The organism is Bartonella florencae (assembly GCF_000312525.1).
Lineage (GTDB): Bacteria > Pseudomonadota > Alphaproteobacteria > Rhizobiales > Rhizobiaceae > Bartonella > Bartonella florencae.
The window spans coordinates 593,910-607,688 of the sequence record NZ_HE997452.1; the positions used below are offsets into that span (position 1 = coordinate 593,910).

The window sequence follows — 13,779 nt, forward strand, 5'->3', positions numbered from 1 at the left end:
GCTGGTGCCTTGGGGTGATGATGCTGGTGCCTTGGGGTGGTGTTGATGCTGGTGCCTTGGGGTGTTGATGCTGGTGCCTTGGGGTGTGTTGGTGCTGGTGCCTTGGGGTGTTGGTGCTGGTGCCTTGGGGGGCGCGTGAGTGCTGGAGAATTCTCGAAGTGAGAATGTGACGTTTCTCAAAGGGGGAGGACAATCAATAAAATCATACAAAACACATAATAACTAATCCACCATCTGAAAATGAGGAATGGGGAATGTTAACAGCCGGCGCTTTGCCGGTTTTTTTATATCAATCAATTTGTAGAGGATAAAATGACTGTAACTTATATCGGAATTAATGACCCTATGGCAGTGCGTACATGGTCTAAACTTTTAAATCAAGAAGTTTCAAAAGCAATTCCTATTGCACCCTTGATCGGGACAGATTCAAACAGTATTGTACAATTAAAAGATGAAACTACCAAAGCAAGTGGTGATGCCATTAGCTTTAATTTGCGTGTACAGTTGCTCGGTGATGGGGTGAGTGAAGGGCAGACCGTTGAAGGCAATGAAGAAGCCCTGCAATTTCTCAGTGATCGCTTGGCAATTAATGAACTTGTTCATGCTGTGCGGGTTAAAAATGAAGGCACCATTGATCAACAACGTATCTTACATGATTTGCGGACCGAAGCAAAAAATGGCTTGGTTGATTGGTATGCGGATCGCTTGAGCTTGATGTTCTTTATTCAAGTGTGTGGGTATACTGCAAAAACTCTTAACTTTGAGGGACGTACTATTGCCCTTAAACCTGTCCATTATGGCTTTAATGCACCAACCGCGCCAACGGATAAACGCGTTGTGCGCCCTCATGGAAAAACAAAAGATGAAGACTTGAAAGAAAATGATGTTTTCTCTCTTAAACTGATCGATAAAGCCGTTGAACGGGCTAAGCTCGCTAATCCAAAAATTAGACCTGTGCGCATTGATGGTGAAAATGTCTATGTGCTTTATCTACATCCAACCCAGGTTACTCAATTGCGAACCAATACAGATGCTGGACAGTGGCTCGACATTACAAAGGCAATCTATAGTGGAAGCCGTCTTAAAAATCCGCTCTATGATGGATCGCTTGGCATGTATAATGGTGTCGTCTTGCGCGAGGCTGAACATGTTACCGAAGGCATTGAGTCTGGTCCAACAAACAAAGCTGTGCCCAATGTACGCCGTGCGGTGCTGCTGGGTGCACAAAGTGCTGTGATCGCTTTTGGAAAAGATCGCGGCGCTACACGCTATAAATTGGTGGAAGAGCTGTTTGATTATGAACGCGAGTTCGGTGTCGCAGCAAAAACCATTATCGGTATGAAAAAAACTTGCTTTACCTTGCCTGGAAGTTCACAAGGAGCACAAGATTTTGCTACCATCGTAATCCCAACTTATGGAGCTCCTGCTTAACAGTTGCTCGAATGCTTCTTCTCGATAGAGGTTTCTGTTGAGAAGAAGTTCCAAACATTGGCTTTACTGATTATCGTTGTTAAAGGTTTTGGTATGATAGCAGTCCCAATTTATGCCTACTTTAAGAGCTACCTTCATTTTTTTCAACAAAATATTTTATGGGGAAGAAAAATTTTTAACGCCAAGAGAGCAGAATTTTCTCTATGCCTGATTTAAGTGTCTAGAGTGCTCCTTTGAGAACCGTTTGAAAGCTTTTTTTATTTCTCAAAAAAATATGCTACCCACTCGAGATACTTGAAATGTGCCCCATACGCAAAAGGATTATCGTTGCCCATGACCATTTTACCCATTGATCCAAATTCCCTCGAACCTACACATACAGACTACTGTAAAACTTTTGCCTCTATGGTCGCTCTTATTCAAGATGAAATTGACGATACAACAGCAGAATATTCTACACAAATTCAAGACTCCATTTTGACCGCTTTGCGCTTGTGTGAACGGGAGCATTTGTTCTTTAATCAAAAAAGACAGATTATTTTCAAAACACAACGTGGAAAAACATGGTATGGGCAAGAAGAAGGAATTTTTATTGAGTCTGAAAAGGCTGTGGAGTCTGTCTTTTTGGGGGCAGATGATGCAATACAATTGTTTTTTAAATCTCATGAAATATTGCAAAAACAATATGGAACACAACAAGGAGCACCGCTTTTTTATAGCTGTATGGAGCAAAAAATAGGGCTCTTTCCAACACCTAAACAGGTTGAAAGCGTGCGTCTTATCTCAGCTCCTGTTTGTTTTAGCAATGAAGCAGTGCTGGAGGATGATAATCCTTGGTTGGTTTATGCATTCGATCTTATTAAAGCACGTGCAAAATACGAACTCTACAAAAATATCCTTAAAGATTCTGAATATGCGGCTGTTTCTTTTAGGGATTTTCAAGAACAGCTGCAGACTTTGCGGTTTGAAACATCACGCCGAAAAAATTCTTCAAATATACGCCCCATGAGGTTTTAAAAGGCTTTTCCTGAGCATTGCGTGTTGGTGCTGGCGGCTTGGTGTTGGTGGCTGGTGCTGGTGGCTGATGCTGGTGGTTGGTGCCGGTGGCTGGTGGCTGATGCCGGTGGCCGGTGTTGGTGGCTGGTGGCTGGTGTTGGTGGTTGGTGCCGGTGGCTGGTGTTGGTGGCTGATGCTGGCGGCTGATGCTGGTGGCTGGTGCCGGTGGCTGGTGCCGGTGGCTGGTGCTGGTGGCTGGTGGCTGGTGGTTGGTGTTGGTGTTGGTGTTGGTGGCTGGTGGCTGGTGGCTGGTGGCTGGTGTTGGTGTTGGTGTTGGTGGCTGGTGGCTGATGTTGGTGGCTGGTGCTGGTGGCTGGTGCTGGTGGCTGATGCTGGTGTTGGTGGTTGATGGCATGCTCTTTAATAATGATAAATGTCTCAATTTGCTTTCGTTTTTCTCTCTCGTCTGAATTTTAAGCTTGAGGAGCCTCTTCTCATTTGAATGGGACTCTGGTGCTTAAAGTAAGCCTTGGTGTTTTGAAATATCACATTTGGCTTTTCAAATATTTTTTCTCATGGGGTGCTCAATGGCTTTTTTCCCAATCGCTGATTATCGGCCCGATGTCGCTGACATCAATGGGCTTTTTACTGATGAACTCACCAATGTGTTACCGGCCGATGGTTCCTATATTCCTATGCCAAGTTTTCAACGTTTTTCAGAGCCTTGTCCTGATGCAATTTTGGGTGCTCTTGCTGTTAAAACAAAAAATGGCGTGTCTATTATTGTTGGGACAAAGCAAAAAATTTATCTTCTCGACAATACAACAAAACGATGGAAAGATATCAGCAAAAAGGAAAAACCTTATCTCGCTAATGTTGATGCTCCATGGTCGTTTGCTTTGTTTGGCGATTATGTTATCGCTGTTAATGCCAATGATAGGCCACAAGTCATCGATATTAATCATGATAAAATATTTAGGGATTTAGGCGGAAATCCACCACAAGCAGGAATTGTTCGTGTGTGGGGAGATTTCGTTTGTCTGATGAAGTTGACAGAGAATCCACGTCGTATCCATTGGTCTGGATTGAACGATGCCGAATTTTGGACTGTGGGGAAAAAAAGCTGCGATTATCAAGATTTTCCCGATGGCGGATTCGTGCAAGGCGCAACCGAAACAACAAATCCAATTATCTTTATGCGTTCTGCAATCTATGCCGGATCTTTTATCCCTGGTTCTAAAATTATTTTCAGTTTTCAAAAAATTCACGATAAACGCGGGGCAAAAAATGCCGAATCTATCGTTTGTCGAGGCGATCTTGCCTTCTTTGCTGATGAGGGCGGATTTTATCAGATCACCCATGAGGGGCAGATTATACCTATTGGCTTCGAAAAAGTTGATCGTACCATGACAGCAAAAGAAAGACAGAATAATCTCTATACTCTGTCTGCTGCCATTGATGGGGTGTATAATCGCGTTTATTGGATGGTCGATAGCGATGAAACGCTCCATAAGCGCATTTTGCTCATTTATGATTGGGGATTGCAAAAATGGACAAAAGCGGTGGTCGATATCAAAATGATCTTGCCCATTTTTTTGTCTGGAATCACTTTAGAAGGTCTCGATCAAATTACGCCGAGCCTTGATGATTTGTCCTTTTCTCTCGATAGTAAAGCTTGGAAAAATGAATCGCCCATTCTCGGTGCATTTGATGCGCAGGGCAGACTTGGTTCGTTTTCTGGTGCCCCTATGGCTTGTGTGGTGACTTCGCAAGAAATGGGGCAGACAAATGGCATGATAACACGGGTAAAAAATATTATGCCTCAGGTAAATAGCGAGGAGTTTTATTTGTCTGTGGGTATGCGTTTTCGGCAATCCCTTGCAGAAAAAACCGTTTGGTTGCCGGAAAGACTGCCTTCGTATCATACGGGCCAAATTCATGTGCGTGCAAGGGCACGGTTTTATCGCTTTAGATTGCGTATTCCAGAAGGGGTGAATTGGTCTCATGTAACGGGCTTCGATGTGAAATTGCAGGGGGCCGGCACGCGATAGCGCGTGCCTTTGTAAAAGAAAAACTGTGCTGAGTGCGGCATGTTTTTTGTGATGGCGGCAGTTCATGTTGGTGGGGTGTTCCATGGGGCGGAAAAGTTTAGAGGTGCTGAGAGGGCTTTTGAGAAGGCGAAAGATGAGCGGAAAAGATGACCAAATCATCATGCAAGAGAAGCCAAATTCCTATTCTGCTCATCTCACAGAGCAATGGTCATGGGAAAAAATAGCACCCTATCAAAAGGCTCTTAATGCTGCGTTTGAAAAATATGCTAGGCGTTTTCCTGATGATGTTTGTTTGCAAATAATTGCCGAAGAACTCATCGCTGGGCAAGCACAATTGTGGCTGGTGTTAAAAAATAACCGCCAATTTAGCGCTTTTGCCATTACCAAAGTTGAAAGTACCCATACGGGGAAAAAACGTGTCATCCTTTCAGATCTGGCTGGAGAGGGAGGACTGGAATTGGTCAAATTGATCGATAAGGTCGAAGCGTGGGCGCGCGCAATCAATGCTGAGGAAATGCAAATGTTTGCAAGAGCTGGGTGGGGGAAAATGCTCACTCAGCACGGATATTCTCGTAATCTTATTCATTATAGAAAGGTTTTAAAGCCATGAGTAGAAAAAAGACACCTCAAGTGCAAACAACAACACAAACAAATGCACCACCCGCATGGGCTGCAGATATCTTTAAAAAAGCAAGTAGCCAAGCACTTGATCTGTATAATAAAGGTGTGGGGGGAAATGTTTATCAGGGGGAGCGTGTTGCTGGTCTTGGGAATCTAACAAAAAATGCGCTCACCGGTCTACAACAGGCGGCTGGTCAGTATAATAATCCAGCATTGACACAGTGGTTTTATGCACCACCACAAACGGCACACAATCTTCAGGGTATGGCTCAGGGTGATTGGATTGGGGGCAATAGTAAATTTAATGCTGCTTTGCAAAATGCTTTGAGTAAAACTTCCGATGCTGTGAATCAATCAATGTCTGGAGCAGGGCGCTATGGTTCTGGGGCCCATACCGGAGTGCTTGCCGATGAGCTTGGTGCATTGGCAACAAATGCTACCGCTCAGCAATATAATCAAGATGTGCAGAATATGATGAATGCTAATCAGATGATTGACCGCTCCCTATATGATCAGGTGAATGCCGCAAATAACTATTATCAAGGGCAAAGTAACGCGCAAAGCAATGCTTTGAAGGGTGGACTTATTCAAGATATGAACCGTCAGAGTATGTTAGATGCACAGCGCCAAAGGTGGGATGAACAAGATAATCAGGGGTGGAACCGCTTAGAGCAGTTGCTGCGTGTGGGAACACAGGCGGCTGGAAATTACGGAACAGCATCCGGAAAGTCTACAATAATACCTTCTGTGACAAAAGATCCCTTGCGTGATGCACAGCAAGTGCTTGGATTGGTAGGGGGAATTCTAGGGCTTTGTGATGTGAGAGCCAAAGAAAATATCATCCCTATGGGCAAAAAAAAGGGCTATCCGCTCTATAGCTTTAATTATAAGGGTAATCCGCAACGCTACATTGGGGTTCTTGCACAAGAGGTGCTGCGCTTAAAACCAGAGGCTGTCTTTGTCAATGCAAAAACAAAATTGTTGCATGTCGATTATGACAAAATTGGCCTGAAAATGCAAAAAGTGAAAATGGAAAAAATCACAGCACCTAAAAAGAGAATTGCTCACTTTTTTTCCTCGCTTTTTGCGCGTTTGTCTTTCTTACAAAAAGGATATCTTTTATGAGCTCTATTTATGATTGGTCGCTTATTGCATCTGAAAATGCCTATGCCGATGAGAGAATCAACTGGGCAGAGGGACAACCGCCAAGTTCAGTCAATGATAGTGCGCGTGTTATGATGCAACGCATTAAAGAATATTTGTTGGATAATGGCGGGGTGATAGAGTCACAGTTTCATTTTGATAAGGAAAACAACAAAACAACGGTTCGCTTGATGACAAAATCTTCTTTTGAGGATTATAAGGGCGGCATTGTGGTGCGCTTTAAGGTACAAGAGCAAAATAGCGGAATCACAAATATCGCTTTAAATCAATTGTTTTCAAGGCCTGTTTATATGGCAACTCCCGATGGTATTGCGCCTTTAAAGGGTGGGGAAATGCAAAGGGGCGGTCTTTATGAGGTCGTTTACACTCCTGATATTGCTGGCAGAAATGCTGATGGTTGGTTTTTAACCAATCCAACGCAAAGTTTTTCACCTCCTGGCTTTATTGGTACTTTTGCTATGGAGAAAGTGCCATCTGGTTGGTTGCTTTGTGATGGTAAGACTTATTCTCGTAAGGCTTATGCAAATCTCTTTGCTGTTCTTGGAGAAACATGGGGAAGTGGAGATGGGCTAACAACTTTTAATGTGCCTGATTTACGTGGAATGTTTTTGCGCGGGCTCGATGGTGGAAAAAATATCGATAAGGGACGCCGTTTGGGAAGTAAACAAGATGAGTCTTTTAAAGCTCATAGCCATGAAGGGAAAACAGATTTCACAGGGGACCATAAACATAAAATTGAAAAGTTTATATCCGCTGGTTTATCTGTTTACACAGGCAATTATCATTACTACTTTGAAGGGGCAGGAGAGGTGGATACGACTCTTGCAGGGGGGCATAAACATAAAGTCATTTTAGAAAAAACAGGTGGTGATGAAACGCGTCCTGTCAATGTGGCTGTTGTTTATGCTATCAAAGCGTGAGAATGAAAATTCTTAATCAAAATAAAAATGATTGCTGAAGGTTTGTTATGAAAAAAGCCTGGGCAAAAAGCGACCTTATCGAATCTGCAGGCATGAAGCTTTGATGCCTGCCTGTTTTATTTTAAAAATGTATCTTTGCTTTAGCTTCTCTCTTGAATAGCTTTAATGTTTGTGCTTAGGGTTTGCGTGTGGCGAGAGGTGAGATGCATGTCTATGATTTTCTGTGGGGCTATACGATGCTTCTTTTTCTCTTTGTTGTTGCTTTCATAGATCTATAAGGGGCATATAAGAGAGAGGGCAAAGGCACTGTTGTTTTTAAATGCCTCTCTTTATTATGTAATTTTATTTAAGGATCACTTTTGGTCGCTCCTTATAAAAAATTGGCTAAGGTTTTTGCAAAATGGTTGGTATGTTCGGCTGAGCCATGTAGACAATTCATTTGTGCGTGGTCGGGTTTTTATCAATCAGATAGGCTTTAAGAAATGCTGTAAGCTGCTTTCCTATTTGTTGCTTTGACTGTAAATGGCTGAAAGCATCATTTATTGTCAGAGATTTGTCAGAGAAAAGAGAAGCATTGTTAACAGGAAGCTTTTTTAAGCGTTTTTTAATGGAGTTTCTTGAAGATTTATATGGTGCAAAAGTTTATCGGTAATCGGCACTGAAATTTGCCAATAGGGCTGTTTTATAGTGCGTTAAAGGGGGTATAATGGCGCTTTTTCCATTTTCTATCGCTGATGTTGATGATCCTGAACATATTCGCGTGGCTCTTTATGCTAGCGGAAGAATGGGGCACGCCCCTTTGAATGCATTGCTGAAGGGAATATATAAAGATCTCACACAAATTTCTCAGCGCTTGGAGGCTTTAGAAAAACAGTTGAATACAACAGATCCTGCTTCTCTTACACATAAACAAGATATGCAGGAAGATGATAAAAGCAGTAAAGTGAGTGGTGAGGGCAGTAAAGCAGATGGTGAAATAAGTGTGGGGAGTCATACGTTGTATGCGTATACGAATGATATTAATCTCTCTGATTTCAGAAGCCCACCAATGAGCGATGTACGTTATGGGATGAGTAAGATTTTTAAAAAGCATAATTTTGTGAGTGCACCAATACGCGATGTTGGCTTTAATGCTGGGGGGAATATTGCCCTCTCTGGTTCCATAAGTGCCCCACCAATAAGCGGTCTAGAGTTTAAAGCTGGTAGTGACATTAAATTACATGTTGCAGGTGAAAAAGTGAGTGGTGAGGGCAGTAAAGCAGATGGTGAAATATAAGGGTGGGGAGTCATACGCTGTATGCGTATGGGAGCGATACTAAATTCCCTAGCCCCGTGAGTGCATTAATGAGTGATGTAACTGTTAAATTTGGAGAAGAAAGTAAACACGTCAGTTTAGAAAGCGGTACAACTGCACGTATAGATTTTCATTCTGCTAACAAATTGAATACAGATGATATTAAGAATTTTAAAGTTAAGAGTGGGATGTGTAGCATTGCTGATACCAGACAAAAAAGTTAAGAAGAGCGGTATGCATAATATAGCAGAGAGTAGAGTAGAAAAATGGCGTGTTTTGCGATAAGAAGATGGATTATTTGCTGTTGTAACATAACCATGATGTTTTGAGGCTGTACTCATTGTTTGCTTTTAAAAAAGCTCTCTTTAGTTGTTAAAGGATAGGCCCTTTATGGAAAAAAGAATCCGCGCAAGACAAAAAGCTTATTTCAAAAGATTATATCGTAAGATCGCTTTTGTTTGCATCTTGCTCTTGTGTCTTGTGGTATTTTTTTTCTTATGGTAAAAATAATCAGTCATTTTTCTTCGCATCAACAAATAGCACAAAAAGCACCGGTAGAATTGACTATCCCAGTCTTTGATCACCGCGTATATTGCAAGGAAATCGCTGCTTCCGTTCCATCTGATATGAGAAAAGAAGTTTATCAGCATTGTCTTAATTTAGAAAGTGAAGCCTATTTTGCTATTCGTGAAATGTGGGATACGCTCTCAGAGATGGCAAAGAAAAAATGTGTGGCAATGGTGCGCCCTGGAGACGGAAATTATTTCCTCCTACGAGACTGTCTTTTTAATGAAAAAGAGGGTAAAAAAGTAAAGGTACGCAATCACTTTTGAGGTTTTTACAGAAAATTTCAAAGGGATAGATATTTGAGGAAAAAGAGAAAAGTTTCTTTATTATGGTCATAACTATACCCATTTTTATACCAACAATGTTTTGATTGGCAAAATCTTGCCATGTTTTCTTAAATCTTTGCCTCTTCTTTGAAATTTTTGACAATGCAAAACATTTGATTTTGTAGCAATTGTTTTTTTATGTGCCTTAAAATTACAATGGATGTACAGCAAATTTTTCTGAGCTGAGAACTTGAAAACTCTATGCTTATGAAGTGGTAATTCGGTGCCTCCCTATTATTTTATCAGTCTCCAATATGTGATAAACTATGGTAGTTAAGGATATTCATGAAAAGCAGTGTTATTCTTTATTTTTAAGTGTTTTTTCACACAGAAATCCCACTAATTGTAAGAGAATGATTTTGACTGATGCTATGGAAAGGGTCTGAGATGCGAAAATATTCCTGTATGCGCAGTTGTTAGCTCATAGGGTGGATAACAAGAATCAGAAGAAGGGCATTTTGCATTTGTTATGGTGCACATGAGGGAAAAGCTGTTGTATTTGCTGTATTTTTTGGTTTTCACGAGGGATGCTTCCCTTTAATGTTTCAGAGGGAACAAGCTGTTTGGTGTGGCGCACCATCATTATTTTGTCCACGAGGGTTCTTGGCTGTATTCAGCTAAAAAGGGATTAAAACTCTTATGCTTAAAATGATAAGAGGTTTTTGGTAAAAAATCCACTATGGTGCTGCTGATGTCATCGGCAAAAACATCGAGTGTAGGGTTTTGTTGATAATTAAATTGTTTGCAATAAGATCCACATTTCTCACATCTTTCAAAGAAAATGCCGTGTGAAATATTTTCACTGCTGTGAGTAGAAATACTCTGTTTTGCTTGACAAAAACTGCATTGATTGTATGCAATCTGCCAAAGAGCCCCGCAGTAGAGGCAAGAACAAACTTTTATGGTTTCTTGTGGTTTGGCCTCGATTATGAGGGTGGCGGAATGTGTGCCGTTGCAAGCAGGACAGAGGTTGTTTTGTTGTGCAGTTAAGCTTTGCGCATCAAGTTGTGAGGCGGCAAGACAATAGATGATTTGTAAAGCTCCGGTGATAAAAATATGTTCGGCTAATTGCTGTGGGGGAAATTTCTGGTTTAATAAGTTCTCTCCCCAAATGCGCCATTGATCTTTTTGTTGGTGCGTGCGCTTTAAAGCTTGGTCGCTTATTGCCAAAGGTGTTGCTTGAGAAAATGTTGGGGTTGAGAGGCGTTGTAAAAAATCATCAACAATAGTTTCATAAAAGCCCAAAGTTAATAATTTTAATCGATTAAGAGGCGCTGTTGTGGGGGCAGCAAAACGACAAAGAGGAACTGCAAAATCTTTAAATTTCTCACTCGATTGTTGTTGCGCATGACAAAAATGTGCAAAAAACAAAAGACTCTGTTTGTTTTTGAGGCTGTTGGCTAAATGTGCAAAACGTTGTGCGCGTTTTGCAAATAAAGTTTCCCTATTGGGCAGTATAATAAAAATTGGAGTACTCATGATCCATTCCCACTCATAGATCTTGCCATCTTTTAAGGCGTATCTGAGTTTTTGGCAGGAGACGGCATATTGTTTCTTTCTCAGTAGCTTCTTATATAATGAGATCTTTGATTTTTCTATAAATTACCTCAAATTAAACACAGATTCATAACGCAGGAAGTAAAGTTTGGCAAGAAAACTTATCTGTTAATGTCTATGGCACTTGAAATAGTTTATACTTATCTATCTGTAAAAATTAAGGGGTTTTTTTGAAGTAATAGTGGATTATTATTCACAAAGGGGTTGCTTTAGTGCAGAAGAAAGGCTATGTTCATTAAGTAAATGCGTTCGTGCGGTAACTCATGGAAGCCTGTGTGCTTATAAGTTAGGTGTGCGAGGGGGCAGGGGTGTCGGCGTTTTTACGATCAGTGCTTTTAAAGCAAGAAGGCATTTTGGGTTGTTCTCTGATGGGTGTTGTTTTTGCTAAGGTCTTTCTGTGTTCGTTAACGTTTTTGTTTTCCACAAGATGGTTATTTTTTTAATAAAATATGGTCTATTTAGAAAAAAACACTTGGCATTTTATATGAACATCACTAGGTTTCTGCTGGTTAACAGAGAAAAAGGGACTTTTAAACTTATAGTTTCCCTGGTGTTTTTGTGATTTTCAAAAAATATATGCTTTATCTAATATCAGTAGGTATCATTTGAGTGAAGTAAAACGCGGATAGGTTGATAACCGTATTTCAACATGATGAACGTTATCACAAAATAAAATAATGCAATCAAGAAGAGTCAATTAAGACACACATACTCCAAAAAGGGATAAAAATGAGGCCACAACAAAATAGACGGGTACGCGGTCGCAATAACAACAATAATAATAACAATAATAATCGTCGCGGACCTAACCCGTTGTCGCGGAATTATGAAAGCAGCGGTCCGGATGTTAAAATTCGCGGAAATGCGCAACAAATTGCTGACAAATACATAAGTCTTGCTCGTGATGCGCAGGGGGCTGGTGATCGTGTTATGTCAGAAAACTATCTACAACATGCTGAACATTATTTGCGGATTATTTTGGCAGCGGCTGGGCAAACACAATATGTCCGGCGTGATGAGAATAATGAGCAGGAGTGCGGCGAAATAAACGCTGAAGGTGCAAAAAAAGACGCTGTTGATTGTGATATAGAGATTTCACAAACATCGCCGCAAAAAAATGGTCATGGGCAATATACTAAGGTACAAAATGGATATGCATATGAAGAGACAGTAGAGGCGAGCACTCCATTGGATGAGCAAAATCTCCAAGAGCAATGTGCTGATGCAGAAACTGCTGAACCTGTCAGAAAAATACGGAGAACTTCGCGGCGGCGTACTGCACGTGTGCAAGAAGAAGTCTCCCTTGAATTTCCACATTTTGAACTTTCACGGACTGCTTCAGAAGTTGCTCAAGATGATGGAGAAATGTCGACACAAAAGGCTACCTCTTTGCCTGTGTGTGAGAAGGAAATACAAAAAAAACCACGGCGGCGGCGTGTGGTTCCTTCTTCTGCAGAAGAAAATGTCTAAAAATAACGCGTGCTTTTATCAATATCTATGAGAGACGAAGTTTTCACGCGTGCTATAGCTTTTGCGTTTTGAGCAAAAGATTTCTTTCATCTTTACAAACTTGCTTTTATGTTTTTAAGGGCAAGCTGAGAAGTTGCTCAAGATGATGGAGAAATGTCGACACAAAAGGCCAGCTCTTTGCCTGTGTGTGAGAAGGAAATACAAAAAAACCACGGCGTCTGTCTATGAGCTCATATGTCTGTAGCAGAAGAGGATGTCAAAAGTAACCGGCGCTATTTAAGTACTGTGTTGGGCATCTTCTTAATGGAGTGGGGTGGGTGTTGTATCTTCAGTTGTTTCAACAGAAAGTACAGCAATGAGTATACCGGTGTAGTAATTGTACACCATGAATTTTGTCTGCCCATCTGAGGTTAAGATTTTCAAAACAATATTTTGTTCTGAAAGACTTTGTGACAGAATCTGTGCATTTTTCGGTAAGGAGAGTGTATGCTGGATAATTTCTTTTTTGCTGTGAGAGGAAAAGGGCTCTGTTTGTTTAGGAGCTGATCCTGTTGCTATGATTTTATAGACAATGCCAAACAATACAGCAAGCATAAGAATGAGTGTTATTGCAATGGAAATGATCATTAAACGCATAAGTTTTTTCCTCACCCGTTCTACCGCTGGGTCTAAGCGGAGGTCTTGAGGCAGTGCATCTTGCTGTGCACTTTGATCTTTTGCCGGATCCATTTGCTTCTTATCCATCATGCTAACCTTTTCCATGGATTGTTTTGTGAGAACTTGATGGGTTTATGCTTTTAAGGTTTTTTGTGCAAGAGGTTTATAGGTGAAAAACCTAGATGGGGGGGATGAAGTGGAAAAATATCTGTGTCGTGGTCCTTGGAAATCTTATCATGCATATTTTGGCTTGTAAGTAGAAAATTGCCTCGGTTTGTTACAGACCAGATGAGCTTTACTTGTTGTTGATGTAAGTTTGCCTGTACGGGCGTGCATTGAGCAAAGATTTGTTGCCCATAAGAAGCAAATTTTTTTGTAGCAGGTACCATAGCTTGCTCGCAGGCTTGCGCTGTGGGATAGATTTTAACCATTTTGTTGTTGGAATAACAGCTGTTAAAATCATCTGTGCATGAAACCAATAAAAGGATAAAAACAAGGGTATTCATAAAATATTGTCCAAATAAAAGGTTGACAGCATAGAGCTCCATTTGTCAGCCTTGGCTTTTCATGATGAATAAACGTTTTTAAAGGTTGCTTTGTTCCGCAAGGGCCTTTCCGCAAGGGCCTTTCCGCAAGGGCCTTTCCGCAAGGGCCTTTCCGCAAGGGCCTTTCCGCAAGGGCCTTTCCGCAAGGGCCTTTCCGCAAGGGCCTTTCCGCAAGGGCCT

Annotated in this window: 13 protein-coding genes and 1 pseudogene; 11 read left to right on the forward strand and 3 right to left on the reverse strand. The window is 41.3% G+C overall.

Going from position 1 to position 13,779, the window contains the following annotated elements; all coding sequences use genetic code 11:
• Positions 1-312: 312 nt before the first annotated feature.
• The 10 genes and pseudogenes from BN202_RS05385 to BN202_RS05435 all read left to right on the forward strand — a co-directional run bounded on the left by BN202_RS05385 (position 313) and on the right by BN202_RS05435 (position 9,310).
• A complete protein-coding gene (locus BN202_RS05385) occupies positions 313-1,431 on the forward strand; it encodes a N4-gp56 family major capsid protein (RefSeq protein WP_019219584.1) in 1,119 nt (372 codons plus the stop codon).
• Between the two features lie 333 nt (positions 1,432-1,764).
• The gene (locus BN202_RS05395; protein WP_019219586.1) at positions 1,765-2,448 is read left to right on the forward strand and encodes a hypothetical protein; all 684 of its coding nucleotides are present in this window, start codon (positions 1,765-1,767) and stop codon (positions 2,446-2,448) included.
• 67 nt (positions 2,449-2,515) lie between these two features.
• On the forward strand, positions 2,516-2,836 hold the full coding sequence (locus BN202_RS05400) for a hypothetical protein (protein WP_019219587.1): 321 nt from the start codon (positions 2,516-2,518) through the stop codon (positions 2,834-2,836).
• Between the two features lie 178 nt (positions 2,837-3,014).
• On the forward strand, positions 3,015-4,478 hold the full coding sequence (locus tag BN202_RS05405; protein ID WP_019219588.1) for a hypothetical protein: 1,464 nt from the start codon (positions 3,015-3,017) through the stop codon (positions 4,476-4,478).
• 133 nt (positions 4,479-4,611) lie between these two features.
• On the forward strand, positions 4,612-5,088 hold the full coding sequence (locus BN202_RS05410; RefSeq protein WP_019219590.1) for a hypothetical protein: 477 nt from the start codon (positions 4,612-4,614) through the stop codon (positions 5,086-5,088).
• Positions 5,085-6,224: a tail fiber domain-containing protein gene (locus tag BN202_RS05415; RefSeq protein ID WP_019219591.1), complete on the forward strand. Its 1,140-nt coding sequence runs from the start codon at positions 5,085-5,087 to the stop codon at positions 6,222-6,224. The genes BN202_RS05410 and BN202_RS05415 overlap by 4 nt, the downstream gene beginning before the upstream one ends.
• Positions 6,221-7,183: a phage tail protein gene (locus BN202_RS05420; RefSeq protein ID WP_019219592.1), complete on the forward strand. Its 963-nt coding sequence runs from the start codon at positions 6,221-6,223 to the stop codon at positions 7,181-7,183. The genes BN202_RS05415 and BN202_RS05420 overlap by 4 nt, the downstream gene beginning before the upstream one ends.
• 706 nt (positions 7,184-7,889) lie before the next feature.
• On the forward strand, positions 7,890-8,459 hold the full coding sequence (locus BN202_RS10320) for a hypothetical protein (protein ID WP_019219593.1): 570 nt from the start codon (positions 7,890-7,892) through the stop codon (positions 8,457-8,459).
• A gap of 68 nt (positions 8,460-8,527) precedes the next feature.
• A complete protein-coding gene (locus tag BN202_RS05430) occupies positions 8,528-8,701 on the forward strand; it encodes a hypothetical protein (RefSeq protein WP_156792116.1) in 174 nt (57 codons plus the stop codon).
• A 166-nt stretch (positions 8,702-8,867) separates the two neighbouring features.
• Positions 8,868-9,310, forward strand: a pseudogene (locus BN202_RS05435) (hypothetical protein).
• A 642-nt stretch (positions 9,311-9,952) separates the two neighbouring features.
• On the opposite strand, the gene fdhE reads toward BN202_RS05435, so the two are convergent.
• Positions 9,953-10,849 carry a formate dehydrogenase accessory protein FdhE gene (gene fdhE, locus BN202_RS05440; protein ID WP_019219595.1) on the reverse strand — a complete coding sequence of 299 codons (897 nt, stop codon included), beginning with the start codon at positions 10,847-10,849 and terminating at the stop codon, positions 9,953-9,955.
• Between the two features lie 807 nt (positions 10,850-11,656).
• Here fdhE and BN202_RS05445 point away from each other — a divergent pair.
• Complete coding sequence (locus BN202_RS05445; RefSeq protein ID WP_019219596.1) at positions 11,657-12,397, forward strand: DUF4167 domain-containing protein; 741 nt, start codon at positions 11,657-11,659, stop codon at positions 12,395-12,397.
• Between the two features lie 300 nt (positions 12,398-12,697).
• Here the strand turns inward: BN202_RS05445 and BN202_RS05450 are convergent, their stop codons facing one another.
• The gene (locus BN202_RS05450; RefSeq protein ID WP_019219597.1) at positions 12,698-13,144 is read right to left on the reverse strand and encodes a hypothetical protein; all 447 of its coding nucleotides are present in this window, start codon (positions 13,142-13,144) and stop codon (positions 12,698-12,700) included.
• Positions 13,145-13,194: 50 nt separating this feature from the next.
• Positions 13,195-13,560 carry a hypothetical protein gene (locus BN202_RS10325; RefSeq protein ID WP_034987553.1) on the reverse strand — a complete coding sequence of 122 codons (366 nt, stop codon included), beginning with the start codon at positions 13,558-13,560 and terminating at the stop codon, positions 13,195-13,197.
• Between the last annotated feature and the right edge of the window lie 219 nt (positions 13,561-13,779).